The 21005-nt window shown below is 68.7% G+C and carries 16 protein-coding genes and 1 pseudogene; 13 read left to right on the forward strand and 4 right to left on the reverse strand.

Going from position 1 to position 21005, the window contains the following annotated elements:
* Nucleotides 1–19 precede the first annotated feature (19 nt).
* Nucleotides 20–664 (reverse strand): histidine phosphatase family protein, encoded by a 645-nt coding sequence (locus OG520_RS08925; RefSeq protein ID WP_406012813.1) that lies wholly within the window; start codon nt 662–664, stop codon nt 20–22.
* 594 nt (nt 665–1258) lie between these two features.
* The gene (acnA, locus tag OG520_RS08930; RefSeq protein ID WP_406012814.1) at nt 1259–3973 is read right to left on the reverse strand and encodes an aconitate hydratase AcnA; all 2715 of its coding nucleotides are present in this window, start codon (nt 3971–3973) and stop codon (nt 1259–1261) included.
* 311 nt (nt 3974–4284) lie between these two features.
* On the opposite strand from acnA, the gene OG520_RS08935 reads away from it, so the two are divergent.
* The 5 genes from OG520_RS08935 (at nt 4285) to OG520_RS08955 (ending at nt 9656) form a co-directional block, all read left to right on the forward strand.
* Nucleotides 4285–4659, forward strand: a complete 375-nt coding sequence (locus OG520_RS08935; RefSeq protein WP_384146839.1) for a DUF6193 family natural product biosynthesis protein — start codon at nt 4285–4287, stop codon at nt 4657–4659.
* 704 nt (nt 4660–5363) lie between these two features.
* A complete protein-coding gene (gene ltrA / locus OG520_RS08940) occupies nt 5364–6794 on the forward strand; it encodes a group II intron reverse transcriptase/maturase (protein ID WP_406012815.1) in 1431 nt (476 codons plus the stop codon).
* A 666-nt stretch (nt 6795–7460) separates the two neighbouring features.
* Nucleotides 7461–8732, forward strand: coding sequence for an MFS transporter (locus tag OG520_RS08945; protein ID WP_406012816.1), 1272 nt, complete (start codon nt 7461–7463; stop codon nt 8730–8732).
* 217 nt (nt 8733–8949) lie between these two features.
* Nucleotides 8950–9147, forward strand: coding sequence for a hypothetical protein (locus tag OG520_RS08950; protein WP_406012817.1), 198 nt, complete (start codon nt 8950–8952; stop codon nt 9145–9147).
* An 89-nt stretch (nt 9148–9236) separates the two neighbouring features.
* Nucleotides 9237–9656 carry a hypothetical protein gene (locus OG520_RS08955; protein WP_406012818.1) on the forward strand — a complete coding sequence of 140 codons (420 nt, stop codon included), beginning with the start codon at nt 9237–9239 and terminating at the stop codon, nt 9654–9656.
* 183 nt (nt 9657–9839) lie between these two features.
* On the opposite strand, the gene OG520_RS08960 is transcribed toward OG520_RS08955, so the two are convergent.
* Nucleotides 9840–10298, reverse strand: a complete 459-nt coding sequence (locus OG520_RS08960) for a hypothetical protein (protein ID WP_406012819.1) — start codon at nt 10296–10298, stop codon at nt 9840–9842.
* Nucleotides 10299–10494: 196 nt separating this feature from the next.
* On the opposite strand from OG520_RS08960, the gene OG520_RS08965 reads away from it, so the two are divergent.
* The 5 genes and pseudogenes from OG520_RS08965 (at nt 10495) to OG520_RS08985 (ending at nt 16110) form a co-directional block, all read left to right on the forward strand.
* Nucleotides 10495–11103: a GNAT family N-acetyltransferase gene (locus tag OG520_RS08965; RefSeq protein WP_406012820.1), complete on the forward strand. Its 609-nt coding sequence runs from the start codon at nt 10495–10497 to the stop codon at nt 11101–11103.
* An 84-nt stretch (nt 11104–11187) separates the two neighbouring features.
* A complete protein-coding gene (locus tag OG520_RS08970; protein ID WP_406012821.1) occupies nt 11188–11691 on the forward strand; it encodes a hypothetical protein in 504 nt (167 codons plus the stop codon).
* A 26-nt stretch (nt 11692–11717) separates the two neighbouring features.
* Nucleotides 11718–12342 (forward strand): annotated as a pseudogene (locus OG520_RS08975) (RraA family protein).
* Nucleotides 12343–12591: 249 nt separating this feature from the next.
* Nucleotides 12592–14121, forward strand: coding sequence for a helix-turn-helix domain-containing protein (locus OG520_RS08980; protein ID WP_399335907.1), 1530 nt, complete (start codon nt 12592–12594; stop codon nt 14119–14121).
* A gap of 354 nt (nt 14122–14475) precedes the next feature.
* A complete protein-coding gene (locus tag OG520_RS08985) occupies nt 14476–16110 on the forward strand; it encodes an amidohydrolase (RefSeq protein ID WP_406012822.1) in 1635 nt (544 codons plus the stop codon).
* A 217-nt stretch (nt 16111–16327) separates the two neighbouring features.
* On the opposite strand, the gene OG520_RS08990 is transcribed toward OG520_RS08985, so the two are convergent.
* Complete coding sequence (locus OG520_RS08990; protein ID WP_406012823.1) at nt 16328–17395, reverse strand: LacI family DNA-binding transcriptional regulator; 1068 nt, start codon at nt 17393–17395, stop codon at nt 16328–16330.
* A 136-nt stretch (nt 17396–17531) separates the two neighbouring features.
* On the opposite strand from OG520_RS08990, the gene OG520_RS08995 reads away from it, so the two are divergent.
* Genes OG520_RS08995 through OG520_RS09005 form a run of 3 tightly spaced genes read left to right on the forward strand, consistent with a single transcriptional unit; the run spans nt 17532 to nt 21000 of the window.
* The gene (locus OG520_RS08995) at nt 17532–19160 is read left to right on the forward strand and encodes an ABC transporter substrate-binding protein (RefSeq protein WP_406016448.1); all 1629 of its coding nucleotides are present in this window, start codon (nt 17532–17534) and stop codon (nt 19158–19160) included.
* Nucleotides 19160–20113, forward strand: coding sequence for an ABC transporter permease (locus OG520_RS09000; RefSeq protein WP_399332774.1), 954 nt, complete (start codon nt 19160–19162; stop codon nt 20111–20113). The genes OG520_RS08995 and OG520_RS09000 overlap by 1 nt, the downstream gene beginning before the upstream one ends.
* Nucleotides 20110–21000, forward strand: coding sequence for an ABC transporter permease (locus OG520_RS09005; RefSeq protein ID WP_406012824.1), 891 nt, complete (start codon nt 20110–20112; stop codon nt 20998–21000). Before OG520_RS09000 ends, OG520_RS09005 begins: the two co-directional genes overlap by 4 nt.
* Nucleotides 21001–21005: the final 5 nt, after the last annotated feature.

The raw sequence follows: 21005 nt of genomic DNA on the forward strand, positions 1-21005 counted from the left end.
GGAGCCGCGAGGCTCCCGCTCAGTCCCGTTCCGGGGTCTCCGGAACGGCCCGGGGGAACAGGCTCTCGGGCAATGTCACATTCCACGCCGTGATGACCGGCTTCCCGTGCTCGGTGCCGAGCCGGGAGACAGCGCCCGTGGCGAGCTGGAACAGCGTGCCCTCGGCCGGGGTCAGGCCGAGGTAGCGGGCGGTGAGCACGCGCAGGAAGTGGGAGTGGGCGACGAGCGCGATGTCCTCGTCCGCGTCGCGGCCCGCCGCCTCCGCGGCCTCGGCCAGCACCCGGTCGGCGCGGGCCCCGACCTCGGCCGGGGTCTCGCCGGGGTGCGCCTCGGGGCCGGGGGCGACCCCGTCGGTCCAGAGGTTCCACTCGGGGCGGGTGCGGCGGATCTCGTCGGTGGTCACCCCTTCGTAGCCGCCGTAGTCCCATTCGCGCAGCTCGGGTGTGATGCGGGCTACGGCGAGTCCGGCGAGCTCGGCGGTGCGCCGGGCGCGTACGGCGGGGCTGACGAGGGTGAGCGCGATCCGCCGGTCGGCGAGCAGGGGCGCCAGCGCACGCGCCTGCCGTTCCCCGAAGGGGGTCAGGGGCAGATCGGTGTAGCTCGTGTGCTGCCCGGACCTCGACCACTCCGTCTCGCCGTGCCGGATCAGGATCAGCTCGCCCATGGGTGTCATCCGCTCTCTGTGCCGTTCGTTCCGCGTAGCTCGCAGTTCTGCGAACCCGCTGGACCACCATCGCATTCCGTGCACCCACGATGCGGCGGGCGGTGGCCCGTTTCCGGGTACGGCGACCCGGTGGTCCGCGACATTCCGTCAAATGCCCCAGCCGGACGGACCGGACCCGGCGGGGCCGCGACCGGTCACGCGGCGTGCAGCTCCCGGCGGCTGCCGCCGCGCAGCAGGGCGAGGACGACGAATGGCCCTCCGCGGGCACGCCCCTGCCCAGCGGCACGGGGACCGCGGCGGGAAGCCATGGGGCGAGCCGGGGCAGCCGGCGCTGCTCCTTCTCCACCTCCTCACCGGCCGTCCCCGCAGTACGGGGCAGCCGCACCACCAGGCCCTCGCCGAGCCGGTACATGGCGTGGGACGTGCCCACCGGGACGACCGGCTCGACGGGCAGTCCGGCCCAGTCCGGGAACCGCGAGTCGGGCGGCCTTCGTGCGGAGCATCAAGCGGCAGGGACCGGTTCGGAGGACGCGCGAAGGGCCGCACCCCGGAATTCCGGGGTGCGGCCCTTCGGCTCTGCTGCCTGTCTCGCGACTACTTGCGGATCAGGTTGCGCAGCACGTACTGCATGATGCCGCCGTTGCGGTAGTAGTCCGCCTCACCGGGGGTGTCGATGCGGACGACCGCGTCGAACTCCACACCGGTGTCGGTGGTCACCTTGACCGTGCGCGGCGTGGTGCCGTTGTTCAGCTCGGTCACGCCGGTGAAGGAGAAGGCCTCCTCGCCGGTCAGGCCGAGGGACTCGGCGGTCGCGCCCTCCGGGAACTGGAGCGGGAGGACGCCCATGCCGATGAGGTTCGAGCGGTGGATGCGCTCGTAGGACTCGGCGATGACGGCCTTGACGCCGAGAAGCGCGGTGCCCTTGGCGGCCCAGTCGCGGGACGAGCCCGAGCCGTACTCCTTGCCCGCCAGGATGACCAGCGGGGTGCCGGCGGCCTGGTAGTTCTGCGAGGCGTCGTAGATGAACGACACCGGAGCGTCCGCCTGGGTGAAGTCGCGGGTGAAGCCACCCTCGGTGCCCGGGGCGATCTGGTTGCGCAGGCGGATGTTCGCGAAGGTGCCGCGGATCATGACCTCGTGGTTGCCCCGGCGCGAGCCGTAGGAGTTGAAGTCACGGCGCTCGACGCCGTGCTCCGTGAGGTACTTGCCGGCCGGGGTGTCGGCCTTGATCGCACCGGCCGGGGAGATGTGGTCGGTGGTGACCGAGTCGGCCAGCTTGGCGAGCACCCGGGCGCCGGTGATGTCGGCGACCGGGGTCGTCTCCATCGTCATGCCCTCGAAGTACGGGGGCTTGCGCACGTAGGTGGACTGCGGGTCCCATTCGAAGGTGTTGCCGGTCGGGATCGACAGCGCCTGCCACTGGGCGTCGCCCGCGAAGACGTCCTGGTAGGACTTGTTGAACATGTCCTCGCCGATGGAGTTGGCGACGACGTCGTTCACCTCGGCCTCGGTGGGCCAGATGTCGGTGAGGTAGACCGGCTTGCCGTCCTGGTCGATGCCCAGGGCGTCCTTGGTGATGTCCACCTTCATCGAACCGGCGATGGCGTACGCGACGACCAGCGGCGGGGACGCCAGGTAGTTCATCTTGACGTCGGGGTTGATCCGGCCCTCGAAGTTACGGTTGCCGGAGAGCACCGAGGTCACGGCCAGGTCGTGCTCGTTGACCGCCTTGGAGACCTCCTCCGGCAGCGGACCGGAGTTGCCGATGCAGGTGGTGCAGCCGTAGCCGACGAGGTTGAAGCCGACCTTGTCGAGGTACGGGGTCAGGCCCGCCTTGTCGAAGTAGTCGGTGACGACCTTCGAGCCCGGGGCGAGGGTGGTCTTGACCCACGGCTTGCGGGTCAGGCCCTTCTCGACCGCCTTCTTCGCCACGAGCGCCGCGGCGACCATGACGTAGGGGTTCGAGGTGTTGGTGCAGGAGGTGATCGCGGCGACGGTGACGGCGCCGTGGTCGATCTCGTACGTCGTGCCGTCGGGGGCCGTGACCGTGGTCGGGTTCGACGGGACGCCGTTGTGGGCGGCCGGGGAGTCGGAGGCCGGGAAGGACTCCTTGCCCGACTCCTCGTCGTCCGAGACGTAGTTGCGCACGTCCTGGGCGAACTGCGCCTTGGCGTTCGCGAGGATGATGCGGTCCTGCGGGCGCTTCGGGCCGGCGATCGACGGGACGACCGTCGACAGGTCCAGCTCCAGCTTCTCGGAGAAGTCCGGCTCGGCGGCCGGGTCGAGCCAGAGGCCCTGCTCCTTGGCGTACGCCTCGACGAGCGCGACCTGCTGCTCGTCACGGCCGGTCAGACGCAGGTACTTCAGCGTCTCGTCGTCGATCGGGAAGATCGCGGCGGTGGAGCCGAACTCCGGCGACATGTTGCCGATGGTGGCGCGGTTCGCGAGGGAGGTGGCGGCGACGCCCTCACCGTAGAACTCGACGAACTTGCCGACGACACCGTGCTTGCGGAGCATCTCGGTGATGGTCAGCACCAGGTCGGTGGCGGTGGTGCCGGCCGGGAGCTCGCCGGTCAGCTTGAAGCCGACGACGCGCGGGATGAGCATGGAGACCGGCTGGCCGAGCATCGCGGCCTCGGCCTCGATGCCACCGACACCCCAGCCCAGCACACCGAGGCCGTTGACCATGGTGGTGTGCGAGTCGGTGCCGACGAGGGTGTCGGGGTACGCCTGGCCGCCCCGGACCATGACCGTACGGGCCAGGTGCTCGATGTTGACCTGGTGGACGATGCCGGTGCCCGGGGGGACGACCTTGAACTCGTCGAAGGCGGTCTGGCCCCAGCGCAGGAACTGGTAGCGCTCCTTGTTGCGGCCGTACTCCAGCTCGACGTTCTGCGCGAACGCGTCGTTGGTGCCGAACTTGTCGGCGATGACGGAGTGGTCGATGACCAGCTCGGCCGGGGCGAGGGGGTTGATCTTGGCCGGGTCGCCACCCAGCTCCTTGACGGCCTCGCGCATGGTGGCGAGGTCCACGACGCACGGCACACCGGTGAAGTCCTGCATGATCACGCGGGCCGGCGTGAACTGGATCTCCTGGCTGGGCTGTGCCTGGGAGTCCCAGCCACCGAGCGCCCGGATGTGATCGGCGGTGATGTTCGCGCCGTCCTCGGTGCGGAGCAGGTTCTCCAGCAGCACCTTCAGGCTGTAAGGGAGGCGCGCGGAGCCCTCGACCTTGTCCAGCTTGAAGATCTCGTACGACTCGTCGCCCACGCGCAGCGTGCTGCGGGCGTCGAAGCTGTTCGCCGACACGACAGTCTCCTTCATCAATGTGCGCGTACTCCGCGCCGCGCCTCATTACGGCGGGCGCCGCGTGGTGCCGCCTACGGCCCCTCGACCATCCGCTAAGGTAAGGCTTAGTTAGGTAACCCTTACCGACTGGCGGACTGCGGTGCGCCTTCGGCATATATCTCGATGTCGAGATAACTCTAGTACATCACCGTCGCACGGTCATGCGCGGGCGCCACTTGACCTGTCTCAGCGAAGTTTGGTGAGTCTCATCGAAGTTTGACCATCGGATGGAGAGGTTTGTCCTGGCCGAGTACAGACGTCATGATCGCGGGATGACTGAGGAGACGGTTGTCGAGAAGACCTGGCGGCTCATGCTGGAGGGGCATCCCACGGCGCGGCGGGGAGAGCCTGCAGTCATAGAGGCCGCCTACGCCGAACCTCGGCTGCGGGCCTTGTTCCCGTTTCCGAGCCACGGGGCGCTCACCTTTCACCGCAACACGCACTTCCCATGGAGCAACGACCTGCCGTTCATCGTCGGCGACGCTCAATCGTGCATCGTGTACGCGCCACTGGGTGCGTCGCCGCGTGTCCTGGGCGAGTCACTCACACCGAATGAGGCGGCCGCGTTGGTGGTGGCCCACCTGCCGCACGACTGCGGGCCGGCCTTCGAGGGGCCGTGGCCCCCAGCGGAGAGTTCCACCGACTGAACCAGCCGCAGAGCAGCAGCCGGCGTTCCGGTCAAACTTCACTGAGACTGGTCAAGCTTCAGTGAAACGGGTGTGCGCCACGAGGCGCTATGCAATCGAGTGGAGGTGAAAGACCACCACTGCCGGGTCGTCGCAGCGGCCTGGTGAAGCTGGGGGCAGCCTGACCCGGGGAACGCCGGGGAGGGTGGCAAGCGGCCCCGACAACGGCGGGACGTGCCGGGACTACCGGACGGTGCGGGCCCGTCTAGCGAGGTCAGAAGGTGTAGCGAAAGCGAACCAGTGGTTGAAGCTCCGTAAGCATTGAGCCGGCTCAAACCTGGTGGATACGGGCCGGTATGCAGCGCGTGACCTGCGTGTCCTCGGACGGGTGGGTTAACTCCGAAGCCGGATTTCCTGTTCCGGTGGGGAGGCCACGTTGAAAGCCTGCGGCGTAGGCGTGGCGATGCTGCCGGTGTAGAGCTGGGCACCTCCCTGACCGATCGATTGCGTGGTGAACGTGGGAACCATCCGCGGTCGCCCGAGCCGCCGGACAGCCGGTTCGGCGGTGGGCAGGTCCGTTGCCGACTGAGGGCCGTGGGTGGGGCGGAGGCCCCGTAGTAGTCGCGGGAGTAACGACCCGTCGTGGAGGCCGGGAAAGCCGGTCGCAGGGCAAAGGGGGCCAGCAAGTCAGTGGCCGAAGCACTGGAATGTCGGGAGGGTCGCCGGTGAATACCGACGAGCTGGAGCGCGCCTTGTATGAGGCGGAGCGTCAGGTACTGAAGATCCAGACCAAGCTGCACCGTTGGGCTCGTGATGATCCTCATCGCAGGTTCGACGACCTGTTCAATCTCGTTGCCGATCCCGGCTTCCTGCTGGTGGCCTGGGATCGGGTGCGGGGTAACAAGGGTGCACGCACGGCCGGGGTGGACGGACGCACGGCGTCGTCCATCGCGTTGCGGGTCGGAGTCGAGGAGTTCCTCGACGTGCTGCGGTCGCAGATCAAGGACCGTAGTTTCCAGCCCATGCCGGTGCGGGAACGGATGATCCCCAAGACGGGTGGCAAGCTCCGCCGTCTGGGGATTGCGACGACCACCGACCGGGTGGTGCAGGCATCCTTGAAGCTGGTGCTGGAGCCGATTTTCGAGGCGGACTTCCTCCCGTGCTCCTACGGGTTCCGCCCGAATCGCCGGGCTCACGACGCGGTGGCAGAGGTGCGTCTGCTCACGTCCAAGAAGTACGAGTGGATCGTGGAAGGCGACATCAAGGCCTGCTTCGACGAGATCTCGCACACCGCTCTCATGGAGCGGGTGCGGGCACGCGTCGGGGACAAACGCGTCCTGGCCCTGGTGAAGGCGTTCCTCAAGGCGGGCATCCTCAGTGAGGACGGCCTGCTGCGGGACAACGACACCGGCACCCCGCAGGGTTCGATCCTTTCGCCGTTGCTCAGCAACGTCGCGCTCTCGGTCCTGGACGAGCACATCGCCCAGGCCCCGGGAGGCGCCGGAACTGATCTCAACGAGCGCCGCAGGCGTCGACGCCGAGGTCTGCCCAACTACCGGCTGGTCCGGTACGCGGACGACTGGTGCCTGATGGTTCACGGCACCAAGGCAGACGCCGAAACGCTACGCGAAGAGATCGCCGAAGTCCTCACCACGATGGGCCTGCGCCTGTCCCAGGAGAAGACTCTGATCACCCACATCGAGCAGGGCCTGGACTTCCTCGGCTGGCACATCCAGCGCCACCGAAAGCCAGGCACCAACCGGTATTACGTCTACACCTACCCAGCCAAGAAGGCCCTGCGGGCCATCATGGCCAAGGTCAAGACACTGTGCCGGGAGGTCGGCACGAACCAGCCGCTCGACGCCCTGCTCGCCCGGATCAACCCGGCGGTGCGGGGCTGGTGCGCCTACTTCCGGCCCGGGGTTTCCTACGCGACCTTCTCCTACCTGCGCAACTACATGTGGCACACGGTCTGGAGATGGGTACAGCGCAAGCACCCCAAGACGGGCCGGAGGAAGATCTTCCGCCGCTACTGCGGCCGTAGATCATGGTGGACCGGGGAGACCCGGGAGTTGTTCAACCCGATCACGGTAGGCACCACTCGCTACCGCTACCGGGGCCTGACGATTCCCACCCCCTGGGACGCCACGGGATGAGAACAACCACCACGAAGCCCTCGGGGCTTGTGGAGAGCCGGGTGCGGTGCCAAGTCGCATGCCCGGTTCGGGAAGCGGCTCCGGGGAAACGGGCCGGTCGAAAGATCGGAACCGCGCCCCGGGCCGACTTCACCACCACTGACCGCTGTCATCCAATCGAGGCGTGTGGCAGCGGACCCAGTCGTTTCGGCTTCCTTGCCAGCGAACCTAGTCGTACGAGGCTTCCCGGCGAGACCGCCGCGTCGCTGCCTGCACCCGGGCCACCACGACCCACCGGTCGAATCCTGACCCGCCGGTCACCGAGGCGACGCCGGAGGACGATGCGGACTCCGGCCTGGCCAAGGTCATCCCGCTGGGCTTGTTCGACCCGCTCGCCAATCCCTGGAGGCGTTCGTGACCACCCCTGAACTTGTGAACCCCTAGATGAGAGTGATGGGGTCGCCTTCGGGGGGGGGTGCGCGCGTGTCGCCACGGCGATCAGCGCTGGTCACGGCTCCTCGGGCGGGCGAGGCGTTCGAGCGAGCTGATGCGCAGCTCCTCGCACGGCGCGGTCCGGCGTTCATCTCCGTCGACGACACGCGTCTTGGTCCCCGCCGACGCATCGTCATCTCGGCGGCGGAGGTCCAACACTAATGATCACCGGAGTCACCAGAGGGAGCCCGCAGCATGACCGGCACCACGGAGGCCCTTGGCGGGTCGGCTGCAGTCGACGATGCAGCACGAAGCGTCACGCGCCCGTTCTACGTATACGCCGTGCTCGCCAACACGCTGTTCCAGCGCGGCGTATTCGTCCTCTTCCTTTATCAGCGAGGCTTCTCCGCCGGGCAAGTGGCCCTACTGCAGACACTGCTCTACCTGGTCAGCGGACTTGCGGAGTTGCCGACGGGAGTCATCGCCGACCGAATCGGCAGGCGTGCCAGCATCGTGATCGGCCAGGTGCTGATAGCTGGATGTCTGCTCGGTCAGGTGGCGTTCTCCAACTACTGGGTGTTCCTGACGCTGTTCATCGGGCAGGGCGTGGGCATGGCATGTGTGTCCGGTTCGGACACCGCCCTGCTGTACGACCTGCTCGTGCGTCGTGGTGCAAGGGCCAGCTACGTCAAGATCAAGTCCCGGTTCACCATGCTCGGGACGGTCACCTCGGGAGCCGCCATCGTCTTCGGCGGCCAACTGCAGCAGATTTCCTGGGGAGTCGTCTACGTCGGTTCGGCGGCGTGCCTCGTCCTGGCCGTGGTGGTGCTGATGTCACGGGTGCCCGAGATCCGCGGCGCGGACGCGGTGGACGAGCAGGACGGAGCCGAGGAGGAGCACGGCGACGCCACAGCATGGCGGGCGATGCTTCGGGTCGCCACGCCGGCGCTCGTGACGCTTGTCGTGGTGTCCGGATTGATGCATGCGACTTTGACGCCGTACATCATTTTTACGCAGAAGACCCTCTCCGATCAGGGAGCGGGCACCGCATTGGTCAGCGTGGTCATATCGGCGGGATTCTTCGCCGGCGGGCTCACTCCGTTGCTGTCGGACCGCGCGGACCGGCGCATCGGGTATCGGGTCATCGTCCCGGTGTCTCTCCTGACGCTCGCCGTGGCGCTCGGCCTGAGCGGCCTCGGCCTTGTCTGGGTCACCATCGCCGCGTTCCTGGTCCTGGTCGGAATTCCCGAGATCACCGCCGTGATCGTGGACAACGTGTTCAACGAGGCAGTGCCGTCGCGCCACCGGGCGAGCCTGCTGTCGATGATCGCATTCGTGGAGTCGGCGCTCATCGGCATCGGCTATCTCGTCCTCGGCGCGCTCATGGACGGGTTGGGCTCCAGTGTGGGCATGGCCACCTACGCCGCGGTCCCCCTGCTGGCATGTCTCCTGTGGCTCCCGGCGCTCTTCCGAGGGGCACGGGTGACCACCGAGATCGAGAAGCCCGCCGACCAAAAGGCATCCTGAAACAGACCATCTCGAGCAACGCCCGTGCCCGATGGCGGGGGCGTCGAAAATGGCCCCTCGAATGGAGCCGGTGCGGAAACGTAGCCGGAAGGGAGTGGCGTGGAGAATTGGTTCGCGGGCAGGTGCTCGGTGTGGGTGTCGGCGGGCGGCGGGTTTCTCGGCAAGGGCCTCGACGGAAGCTGGGAAGTGCGGTGCCAAGAGCCGCTACAGCAGGACCATGCGCGAGCGGCAGTTGTCCAACGGCTGCGGTCACTGCGACGCGCTGCAGGGCAACTTCCCCGTCCACGACGAGGCAATGGGCCGCGTCACCGCGAGCGGCGTGGACGGGCTGGACACGTTGCTGGTCGCTGCCTGCCCGGTGCTGGAGTGGCAGGCCATCGTCCACGACAACAGCGGCGGCGTGATGGCGATCTGAGCTCACACGCAGCGAGAACCCCCTGGTCAGCTCCACTCTCATTTCCCATGCCCCAGAATGGCCTCGATTAGATATTCATCAAATCAACAGTGGCCAGGTCAGAGGGCATGTCAAGTCTCATCTTCAGCGGCGGCTCTCACCGATGCCAGAAGCTGACCCGCAGCACAGTGAGCACGCGCGCGTTGTTCGGCAACGAGAAGCTGCGGCCACCCTTCCCAAGGCTTCAGCCTGCCCAGGACTCCGTCGCGGACCTCGATCTGGAGAACCTGGATCCCCGGCGATGGGGCATCACCGCCATCCATCGCTGCAGTGTCTGCAACCATCCGATCGCACAGAGCGGATTCCACCAGGTATGGATCTCGCTACGCGTGGCCACCGACGTGCTTCCTCTGCTGGTCAGCGCCTGCTCGTCGGCATGTGTCGCCGAACTGCCCGACGGTGCGAAGGACAACATCCCCACACCGCACACAGGCGGCCGAGTCGATCAGCCGGCGTCCGACTGGGACTGACCTGCCCACGTGACCGTCGACACCGCGGCCCATCTCACGTGATCTTTTGCCAACCAACTTAGTCGTGGCAGGTCAGCGCGACCAAGACGACCAACTTCACGGTCAAAGGACAGCCACCGATCTCCCGCGCCGCGGTTCGGGCGGTGACGATGAGCTCGCCGAGCCGCGCGGTGGCCGGGCGGATCACTCCGGTCGGCGGGGCAGCTGGTCGTCGAGGTGGTCCGCGCTGTATCCGAGCCGTTCGGCGAGCGCCTGGTAGCGGACACGCTGGGCGTCGGTGACGGGGACGTCGTACGCGAAGAGGATCTCCAGGAGCAGGCGGAATCCCAGGTCCGGGTCCACGGTGGTGACCACGTCCTCCAGCACCCGCACCACGCCCCGCACCTCGACCGCCTCGGTGCGCGTGGCCTCACGGACCTCCCTCAGCACGGTCTCCGCCAGGTCGGTCCGGGCCGGGGACAGATAGGGCGTGCAGACGGGATCGATCTCCGCCAGGCGCTCCCGGCACGCCTGGGCGACCTGCTCCAGCCATGTCCGCCCGTCGGCGTCGAACGCCTCGTCGACGCAGGACCGCCCCGAAGCGGTCCGCCACAGCACGGTGACCGCCTCGTCGGACAGCGCGGAGTCCAGCAGTCGCCGCACAGGAACAGACGGAGTCCGAGGTCGGCGTCCGCCTCGCGCACGACCCGCAGAAGTGCCGGGACGATGTCCGGTACGGCGACGCCGCGTTCGAGTGCGGGCGCGGCCGACTCGATCTCCGCCGCCACGATCCCGCGCAGCTCCCTGCCACTCGCCACCCCGCTCCGCCGTCGAAGATCACCAAATGCAGAATGTCCGTATGCCGATAACGAATACGCCGAAAACGGCAACGGTCGACGACGCCCCGCAGATCAGCCGTTCCCTGGCCCTCGCCTTCGACGACGACCCGATGATGCGCTCGTTCTTCCCCGACGACTCCTCGCGCCAGGCGTCACTGGTCAGTTACTTCACCACGATCTTCACCCGGCAGTACGTCCACAGCAGCGTGTGCGAGCGCACCGAGTCCGCGGCGGCGTTCTGGGTGCCGCCGGAGGCGCAGGCCAAGGCCGTTCCGGACGCGGAGACCATCGAGGAGCTGCTGAACATCCTCGGCGACCGGGCCGGACTGTTCAAGGACACCGTCGAGACGGCCGCCACGCACACGCCCGAGGAACCGCACTGGTACCTGGCGTTGATCGGCGCCGACCCCGCCGCCCAGGGAAAGGGCCAGGGGGCCGCCCTGCTGCGCTCGGGGCTGGCCAAGGCCGACGCGGCGGGCCTGCCCGCCTACCTGGAGTCCTCCAAGGCCTCCAACCTCCCCTTCTACGAACACTTCGGCTTCACCGTGCGCGAGGAGGTCCGGCTGCCGCAGGACGGGCCGACGCTGTGGGCCATGTGGCGCGAGCCGCGCGGTCCTGTCAACGCCTGAGAACCGTCGGCGGATCCGGCCGGCCGTGGCCGGATCCGCCGCCCCGGATGCGGGCAAGTCCGATGCCGTATCTATGGTTTCGCCATGGCAGTCCCAGCGATCATCCCCATCGCCCACGAGCCGGACTACCGCACCGACACCATCGGGCGGTACGCGGGCGGACAGTTCCTGGCCTCGATCACCTACGCCTTCCCGGACGGGTTCACGGTCGACGACGGCTGGGAGGAACACAAGCGCCTCTACACCGTCCTCCACCGGTTCGACCACGAGGGCCGGCACATCGACTCGGACATCCGGTGCGCCGGAACATACGCCGAGCAGCAACGACACCCGCAGGGCGAGGACTCCGTCATGGCGCGGGCACAGTCACGGATGACAGCGCTCCTCGACGGTCTTCCCGGGCGCGAGTACGGGGACATCGCGATCCGGCCCTTCCGGCTGACGGTCGACGGCGTGCTCTTCGGGCTGGTCGTCGAACGCCACGACGGCGGCGAGGACGAGTGCGGCGAGGACGAGGACGACTGGGTCGAGCTCTACCCCGACCACCTCGGCTTCTACGCTCCCTGGGACGGCCTGTACGACACCTGACGTGCGGGCCCGGACGACGGAGGAACATGAACGACGTGAGCGAGTTCAAGGACATCTCCCCGACCACCCTCGCCGATCTCCTGGGGCGTGGGCAGGTCATGGACATCGGCATCCGGCCGCTGCGGCCCTCGGTACCGCGGGTCGCCGGCCCGGCGTTCACCGTGCGGTGCCCCCCGGGCGACAACCTCATGCTGCATGCGGCCCATCCATCGCGCGGAGCCCGGCACCGTCATCGTCGTGGAGTCGGGTGACGTGGACTACGCGCTCGCGGGCGGCAACGTCTGTGCCGTCGCCCAACGCCGGGGCATCGCCGCGTTCGTGACCGACGGCGTGATCCGCGACCTCGCCGAGGTGCGCGAGATGGGCTTCCCCGTCTTCGCCAGGGGCGTCATCCCGATCCCCGGAACCAAGAAGGCCGTCGGTCCGCTCAACGGCCCTGTGCGGTGCGGTGGGGTGGACGTGGACGCCGGCGACATCGTGGTGGCGGACGAAGAGGGCATCGTGGTCGTTCCCCGCGCCGGGCACGAACAGGTGCTCCTCGACGCGCGGACGAAGGCGGCCAAGGAGGCCGGCGAATCCCTCGACACGTGGGAGGCGGCACATCGCGCCCGCATCGACAGCATCCTGCGCAGCGGCGGCTTCGAGGACTGACCACCGCAAGACGACGGCCGTACGGCGACGGCCGGGACACGACGACCAAGAGACGACGTCCGTACCCGTACGGACGCACACCGCGCGCGGTCGCGGCGATCCGGGTGGACCATGGAACGCACGGCCCACACCGGACCCGCGCTTTTCATACAGGCCTGACCTGCAACTGCCGCGCCGACACGCCCGAGCGTCACCCGAACACCACACCCCGACACAGGTCCCATCTCATATCTGAGATAGCCTTTCGCCATGTCAGACGATTACCTCGTACGCATCGGCAAGCTCATCCGTGACGCCCGTCAGCATCGGGGCTGGACACAGAGTCAGCTCGCCGAGGCGCTCGCCACCAGCCAGAGCGCCGTGAACCGCATCGAGCGCGGCAATCAAAACATCAGCCTTGAGATGATCGCGCGCATCGGTGAGGCACTCGACAGCGAGATCGTTTCGCTCGGCTACGCCGGTCCCATGCACCTGCGGGTGGTCGGCGGCCGCCGGCTCTCGGGCTCCATCGACGTCAAGACGAGCAAGAACGCGTGCGTGGCACTGCTCTGCGCCTCGTTGCTCAACAAGGGCCGTACGGTGCTGCGCCGCGTGGCCCGGATCGAAGAGGTCTACCGCCTCCTGGAGGTGCTGAACTCCATCGGCGTGCGGGCCCGGTGGATCAACGAGGGAACCGATCTGGAGATCGTCCCGCCCGCCCGGCTGAACATGGACGCCATCGACGCGGACGCCGCCCGCCGGACCCGTTCCATCATCATGTTCCTCGGCCCGCTGCTGCACCGCATGGACCGCTTCAAGCTCCCGTACGCGGGTGGCTGCGACCTCGGTACGCGGACCATCGAGCCGCACATGATCGCGCTGCGCCGCTTCGGTCTGGAGATCGCCGCGACCGAGGGCATCTACCACGCCCAGGTCGACCACTCGGTCACCCCCGGCCGCCCCATAGTGCTGACCGAGCGCGGCGACACCGTCACCGAGAACGCGCTGCTGGCCGCCGCCCGGCACGACGGCACGACCGTCATCCGCAACGCGTCCTCCAACTACATGGTCCAGGACCTCTGCTTCTTCCTGGAGGCACTGGGCATACGCGTGGACGGCATCGGCACGACCACACTGACCGTGCACGGAGTTCCGCACATCGACGTGGACGTCGACTACTCCCCGTCCGAGGACCCGGTCGAGGCGATGAGCCTCCTCGCCGCAGCCGTGGTGACGGAGTCCGAACTGACGATACGCCGGGTGCCGATCGAGTTCCTGGAGATCGAGCTCGCGGTCCTCGAGGAGATGGGCGTCGACTGCGGCCGTACGACGGAGTACGCCGCCGACAACGGCCGTACCCGACTGGTCGACCTCACGGTCCGGCCCTCCAAACTGGAGGCGCCGATCGACAAGATCCACCCCATGCCGTTCCCCGGGCTCAATATCGACAATGTGCCCTTCTTCGCGGCGATCGCCGCCTCGGCCCACGGGCAGACCCTCATCCACGACTGGGTCTACGACAACCGGGCCATCTACCTCACCGACCTGAACCGCCTCGGCGGCAGGCTCCAACTCCTGGACCCGCACCGGGTGCTGGTCGAGGGCCCGACCCGGTGGCGCGCCGCCGAGATGATGTGCCCGCCCGCACTGCGGCCCGCGGTGGTGGTGCTGCTCGCCATGATGGCGGCGGAGGGCACGTCCGTACTGCGCAACGTGTATGTGATCAACCGCGGTTACGAGGAGCTCGCGGAGCGCCTCAACTCCGTGGGGGCGCAGATCGAGATCTTCCGGGACATTTGATCGACAGATGCCGCCACCCCCTTCCTGGCCAGGCAAAATGCCGGCTCGAAAGGGGGCGGCAGCACTCGTGGGACTTCCCCGGGACGTTGCGCCTGAGCCGGGACTGCTGCGGGCCATTGTCCGGACCCGGCACTGTCCGGGCCGAGTTGCGCGAGGACCGCGTCGATGGCGGCGGCGCCGTGTGTGCCCGCGCGGGTCAGGAACTGGTGGCGATCTGCTCACCGTTGCGCTTCAGCACCAGGTTGCCGTGGTCGCTCTCTCTCCGGCACCTTATGACAACAGCATTGACATGTGATGGGCGCCTCGGTTGCATGACCGTTCGGCACACCCCTCCCAGTCGCCTCGGAGCACCTCATGGCCAAGCCCGATCTGATCTTCACCCGTGGCCCCGTCCACACCGGCGATCCCGCGCGCACCCGGGCGAGCAGCCTGGCCGTCACGGGCGAGCGCATCACCGCCGTCGGCCATGACGAGGTGCGCGAACTGATCGGCCCGAACACCGAAGTCATCGACCTTCAGGGCAAGTTGCTACTCCCGGGCTTCCAGGACTCCCACATCCACGCCGTGTTCGGCGGAATGGAACTGGCCGAGTGCGATCTGACCGGCACCGTGGGTGTCGAGGACTATCTCACCCGCATACGCTCCTACGCCGACGCGCACCCGGACCGCCCGTGGATCACGGGCGGCGGCTGGTCCATGGAGAGCTTCGACGGCGGACTGCCCACCCGGCAGCTCCTCGACTCCGTAATCCCGGACCGCCCCGTTCTTCTCACCAACCGCGACCACCACGGCGCCTGGGCCAACACCCGGGCGCTCGAACTGGCCGGTCTCACGCGGGAATCCGCCGATCCTGTCGACGGCCGGATCGAGCGCGAGCCGGACGGCACTCCGACCGGAATGCTGCAGGAGGGCGCCACCGCCCTGGTCTCCCGGATCGTGCCGCCGAGCACGGCGGCGGAGCGCCTCGCCGGTCTGCTGCGGGCCCAGAAGCTGCTGCATTCCCTCGGTATCACCGCCTGGCAGGACGCCCTTCTGGGCGTGTTCGGCGGCAAGCCCGACCCGTCCGACGCCTATCTGGCGGCCGCCCGCGAAGGCACGCTCACCGCCCGGGTATCCGGGGCCCTGTGGTGGGACCGGGAGCGGGGGGCCGAGCAGATCCCTGAGCTGGTGTCCCAGCGGGAGCAGTTGAGCCACGGACGGTTCCGGGCCCGTGCGGTGAAGATCATGCAGGACGGCATCGCCGAGAACTTCACGGCGGCCATGACCACCCCCTACCTCGACGGCTGCGGCTGCGCCACCGCCAACTCGGGTCTGAGCTTCGTCGACCCCGTCGCCCTGCGCTCGTACGTCACCGAACTCGACGCCCATGACTTCCAGGTCCACTTCCACGCCCTCGGCGACCGGGGGGTGCGCGAGGCCCTGGACGCGGTCGAGGCAGCCGTCGAGGCCCATGGGCGACGCGGCAACCGCCATCATCTCGCCCACCTCCAAGTGGTCCACCCCGAGGATCTGGAGCGCTTCGCACGGCTCGGCGCCATCGCCAACATCCAGCCGCTCTGGGCCGCGCACGAACCCCAGATGGACGAGCTGACAATCCCCTTCCTCGGCCCCGAACGGGCCTCCTGGCAGTACCCGTTCGGTTCCCTGCTGCGGGCCGGCGCCACCCTGGCCGCGGGCAGCGACTGGCCCGTCAGCAGCCCCGACCCGATCGCCGGAATCCATGTCGCGGTGAACCGGATGGAGCCGGAGGCCACCGACGGGCGGGTCTTTCTGCCGGAGCAGCGCCTCGACCTCGCCACCGCGGTCGCCGCCTACACCGCCGGCTCGGCGCATGTGAACGGGCTCGACGACACCGGCAGTCTGCTCCCCGGCCACCTGGCCGACCTGGTGGTGCTGGACCGGGACATCTTCACACTGCCCCCGGAGGAGATCGCCGAGGCCCAGGTCCTGCGCACCTACGTCGGTGGCACGCTGGTGCACTCCGCCTGAGGGGGGCCTAGGGCCTGTCCGGCGGATCAGGGTCGGACAGGGCGCGGCGGCTGGTGCGGTGCATCGCAAGGCGCCGGAGCGTCCTGATAGCGGAGCTATTCGGACGTTTCGGCAACGCTGCGAGGTGCCGTGTCAGCCGCCGCGACCCCGGCCATGATCCGCCGGACAGGCCCTAGGGCGTGTTTGAGAAGTCCCGTCGGTCTCCGGGCGGACGACGCTACTTCTCAAACACGCCCCAGGACGGCCGCCGCGAGGACTCCCGGACCATCAGGCGCGTCGGTACGAGAACGCCCGAGGGCCGTTCGTCGCCGCTCTCCAGGGCGGCGACGAGGAGTTCGATCCCGGCCTCGGCGACTTCCCGGGGCTGAAGGCTCAGCGTCGAGACGGGAGGTTCGGTGTGCTCGGCCGTACCGCTCTCGCTCACGCACACCACGAGAAGGTCTCCGGGTACGTCGTAGCCGTGGCGGCGCGCCGCCTCCAGGACGAGCGGTGGGCTCAGCTCCGCCACCACGAAGAGGGCGTCGGGCCGCTCGGCAGCGGTCAGCGCGCCGTCCACCGCCCGGAGCACCGGGCCGTTGCCGGCATCGGCGGCGAAGGTCACCCGGGCCGTGCAACCGTGTGCGGCACACCAGCCCCGGTAGGCGGCCAGAACCCCCCGGTGGAAGAGGGTGGTGCTGTCGGGCAGCACGAGCGCCGTCCTTCGCGCGCCCTGCGATCCCAGGTGGTCCAGGGTTCCGCGGACCGCCTCCTCGGCGTCGACGTCCACCCAGTGCGCTCCAGGTCTGCCGTCCACCGATCCGTCGCTGAAGACGGGGATACGGGCGGCGAGCAGATCCTCCACCACCCGGTCGTCGGCCACCGGATCGGCGACTATCACCGCTTCGAGCGGCAGGTCGGCCCACTCGCTGTGCAGCGATCCCGCGGGCAGCATCACCAGGGCATATCCGCGTTTGAGCGCCGCAGCCGCCGTGGCGCTGGTCAGCTGGGCGAAGTACGGCGACTCCAGATACGTCCACGGGGCCCCCGCGAACTCCCCCACGACGTAACCGATCAGCCGGGCCCGCCCCGCACGCAGCTGCCGGGCGGTGGCGTTGGGTCGATACCCCATTCTGCGCGCAGTCTCCCTGGCTTTCTCCCGTACGGCCGGCGAGAGCCGTCCCGTGTCGTTGAGAGCCGCCGAGACGGTGGTCTTGGAGAGGCCCGCCTCGCGGGCGACATCGACGAGACGGACACGCGGCGGGGCGGTCCGCCGAGTGAGTCCGCCGTGTTGGGGAGCTGAGGTCATGCGCTGATGCTGCCACCCCCACGACCTCAGCAAAACCGTTCCCGCAAAGTCTTGCGCGGGAACGTTCCCGCATCAATACTCGCTCCATCTCCCAGCGCCCGTCACTACACCCGTAAAGGGGTGGGTCTCCTTGCGCATGTCCAGAGCCACCGCGCTGCTTGCAAGCTCCGCCGTCGTCATGTCCGCCACCGCCGGCTGTTCCGGCGCGACCGGGTCCCGGCCCGGCGGCGGCGCCCCCGCCTACACCGTCACCCCGAACTCCCCGGCGGCGAAGGGCCCCCTCGACTCCCTCACCTGGTCGCTGTACGCCGAGCCGTACACACTCGACTACGCCCTCGCCTACGACTACCCGCCGAACACCGTGCTCGCCAATGTGTGCGAGCAACTGCTGCGGGTCACCCCCGACATGAAGATCGAACCCGGGCTGGCCGTGAAGTACGCGAACCCGGACCCGAAGACCTGGGTGTACACCCTTCGACCGGGCGTGAAGTTCCACGACGGCTCGACCATGACCGCGGACGACGTGGTCGCCTCCCTCGGACGCCACATGGATCCGGCCACCGGCTCCCCGTGGGGGTCGACGTTCAAGAACGTCGCCTCCATCAAGAAGAGCGGCCCGCTGGAGGTGACGATCCGGCTCAACAAGCCCGACGTGCTCCTCAACGAACTCATGGCGGCCTCCCCCGGCACCGTCGAAAGCGCCGCCTTCCTGGCCAAGGCCGGCAAGGACTACGGCGGCCCCAAGGGCAAGGTCGACTGCACCGGCCCCTACGAGCTCGACAGCTGGGCCCAGGGCGACAGCATCACCCTGAAGAAGAACAACGCCTACTGGGACCGGTCGCTGACTCCCAGGACCGGCACCGTGATGTTCACCTTAATCGAGGACCCGTCCGCCCGCACCAACGCCTTCCTGTCCGGCACGGCCGACGGCGGCTACCTGGTGCCCTCCTCCTCCTTCAACCAGCTGCGCACCAGCTCGAAGGGCACGATGTACTTCGGCCCCAACACGGCGGCCGCCGATCTCGCCGTGCTCGATCTCAAGGGCCCGCTCGGAGACCTCAAGGTCCGCCGGGCCCTCTCCATGGCCCTCGACCGCAAGAGCATCATCAAGGCTGCCGCCGGCGGCATCGGCACTCCCTCGAAGGCGCCCGCCGCGCGCGGCGCGTGGGCGCTGGCGCCCGAGAAGGCCGACGGCTACTTCAAGGCGCTGCCCGAGCCCGTGTACGACGTGGCCCGCGCGAAGAAGCTGATCACCGAGGCCGGTGCCACGGGGCGCAAGGTCACCCTCGTCACCAGTTCGCTCGCCCCGGAGATCAGCGTCGTGGCCAACGCCGTCCAGGCGGCCGGCAAACAGATCGGCCTCGACATCGTGCTGAAGGCCGTCGCCCCGGAGGCGTACACCAGCATCTTCGTCGACCCCGGCGCCCGCAAGGGACTCGACCTGGTCATCACCAACGGGTACGACAACACGCCCGACCCGCTGGAGTTCTACCAGTACCTGCGCACGGGTGACTTCGGCAACTACGGCAACTGGTCGAACGCCGAGTTCGACGCCCTCTTCGACAAGGCGAACGCGGAGCCCGACGCGGCGCGCCGAGCGGACCTGACCGCCGAACTCCAGCGCATCGCCGTGCGCGAGCTCCCGATCATCCCGCTGTACGAAGCCCCTTACTCGGTCTTCCTCGGCAACCGGGTGACGGGTGCCCCGACCGGCATCGCCCAGCTGTACTACCCGTGGGCCGCGAAGATCGGGGCCGCGCAGTAATGACGCGCTATCTGATGAGCCGCTTCGGCGGCCTGGCGGTGGTGCTGCTCATCACCTCGCTCGTCGTCTTCGGTACCGTGCATCTCGCGCCGGGCGACCCGGTGACCTTCCTGCTCCACGGCCGCCCCGCGACCCCGGACACGGTCGCGGCGCTGCGCGCGCAGTACCACCTGGACGACCCGCTGCCGGTCCAGTACGCGAAGTGGCTCGGCGGTGTCCTGCAGGGCGACTTCGGCCGCTCCACCCAGTTCCACCAGGACGTCGGCTCCCTCATCGCCTCCCGTCTGCCGGGCACCGCGCTGCTCGTCGGGTACGCGGCGCTGCTGGTCGGCGTCCTCGGTGTGACGGGCGGCATCCTGGCCGCCCTGCGCCCCGGGGCGGTGGACCGCGCGGTGCTCCTCGGCACCGGCGTCGCCACGGCCACTCCCTCGTTCGTCAGCGCCATCGCGCTCGTCTCGCTCTTCTCCGTCCAACTGGGCTGGTTTCCCGGGCCCGGTGGCACTCCCGAGGGCATCGGCGAGCGTCTTTACCATCTGACGCTGCCCGCCTTCGCCCTGGCGGTGACGTTCGCCGGACTGCTGGCCCGGGTCACCCGGTCGGCCATGCTCGACGAACTCGGGCGCGAACACGTCGAGGTGGCGCGAGCCCGCGGTGTCGCGGGAGGCGCCGTGGTCCGTCGGCATGTGCTGCGCAATGCGCTGGGGCCCATCGTCACCGTCGGCGGCACCATGCTCGCCGGCCTGCTGATCAGCACCTCGATCGTAGAGACCGCCTTCAACGTGTCCGGTATCGGCTCCCTGCTGGTGCAGGCGGTGACGGCCAAGGACTTCGCCGTCGTTCAGGCGATCACCCTGCTCAGCGTGGCGGCGTTCGTCCTTGTCAACCTGATCGTCGACCTGCTCGTGCCGGTCATCGATCCCCGGCTGTCCCTCTACGGGGAGGCTTCCCGATGACGACCACCACCGTCTCCCCCGCGTCCCCCTCCCCCGGCGAGCTGCGCCGCCGCCGGGGCCTGCGCGGACTGCGGGTTCTCGGCCAGGGCCCACTGTTCACGGCAGGTGTCGTCGTGCTCGCGGTGCTCGTCCTGATCGCCGTCCTCGCCCCCGTACTCGCACCGTACGACCCCGACGTGCTCGACCTGTCGGCGAGCCTGACGGGCACCAGCGCCGACCATCTCCTCGGCACCGACCAGTCGGGCCGGGACATCCTTTCGAGGCTCATCCACGGCGCGCGGACGGGCCTGCTCGGACCGCTCCTCGTGGTCGGCGTCTCGACCCTCCTGGGCACGCTCGTCGGCCTGGTCGCCGCCTGGCGCGGCGGCTGGGCCGATGCCCTGCTGTCCCGGTCGATGGACCTGGCCTTCGCGATCCCCGGACTGCTGCTGGCCATCCTTCTGGTGGCCGTCCTCGGCTCTGGCATGACCGCGCCCGTGATCGCCATGGCCGTGGCCTACACCCCGTACGTCGGACGCCTGGTCCGAGGTATCGCCCGCCAGGAGAAGGCTCGCGCCTACATCGAGTCGTACCGCGTGCAGGGCTGGTCGGGCTGGACGATCTGCCTGCGTCATCTGCTGCCGAACATCGCGCCGACCGTGTTCGCGCAGTCCGCGATGAACTTCGGCTACGTACTGATGGATCTCGCCGCGCTGTCCTTCCTCGGGTTCGGGGTGCAGCCGCCCACGGCCGACTGGGGAGCCATGATCAACGAAGGCCAGTCGGCGATCCAGCAGGGAGCGATGCTGCCGGCGCTCGCGCCGTCCGCGTGCATCGTCCTCGCCGTGGTCGCCTTCGGCATCGTCGGCGAAGGGCTCGCCGACCGAATCGCGAAGCGGGAGCGGTGAGTTCC

The organism is Streptomyces sp. NBC_00984, assembly GCF_045162475.1.
GTDB lineage: Bacteria > Actinomycetota > Actinomycetes > Streptomycetales > Streptomycetaceae > Streptomyces.

Coding starts and splice junctions, on each gene's coding strand:
- OG520_RS08990 (WP_406012823.1), bottom strand. CDS start 17,395: ATGACCTCAGCTCCCCAACACGGCGGACTCACTCGGCGGACCGCCCCG.
- OG520_RS08985 (WP_406012822.1), top strand. CDS start 14,476: ATGGCCAAGCCCGATCTGATCTTCACCCGTGGCCCCGTCCACACCGGC.
- OG520_RS08925 (WP_406012813.1), bottom strand. CDS start 664: ATGGGCGAGCTGATCCTGATCCGGCACGGCGAGACGGAGTGGTCGAGG.
- OG520_RS08950 (WP_406012817.1), top strand. CDS start 8,950: ATGCGCGAGCGGCAGTTGTCCAACGGCTGCGGTCACTGCGACGCGCTG.
- OG520_RS08980 (WP_399335907.1), top strand. CDS start 12,592: ATGTCAGACGATTACCTCGTACGCATCGGCAAGCTCATCCGTGACGCC.
- OG520_RS08965 (WP_406012820.1), top strand. CDS start 10,495: ATGCCGATAACGAATACGCCGAAAACGGCAACGGTCGACGACGCCCCG.
- OG520_RS09005 (WP_406012824.1), top strand. CDS start 20,110: ATGACGACCACCACCGTCTCCCCCGCGTCCCCCTCCCCCGGCGAGCTG.
- OG520_RS08945 (WP_406012816.1), top strand. CDS start 7,461: ATGACCGGCACCACGGAGGCCCTTGGCGGGTCGGCTGCAGTCGACGAT.
- OG520_RS09000 (WP_399332774.1), top strand. CDS start 19,160: ATGACGCGCTATCTGATGAGCCGCTTCGGCGGCCTGGCGGTGGTGCTG.
- OG520_RS08935 (WP_384146839.1), top strand. CDS start 4,285: ATGACTGAGGAGACGGTTGTCGAGAAGACCTGGCGGCTCATGCTGGAG.
- OG520_RS08970 (WP_406012821.1), top strand. CDS start 11,188: ATGGCAGTCCCAGCGATCATCCCCATCGCCCACGAGCCGGACTACCGC.
- OG520_RS08995 (WP_406016448.1), top strand. CDS start 17,532: ATGTCCAGAGCCACCGCGCTGCTTGCAAGCTCCGCCGTCGTCATGTCC.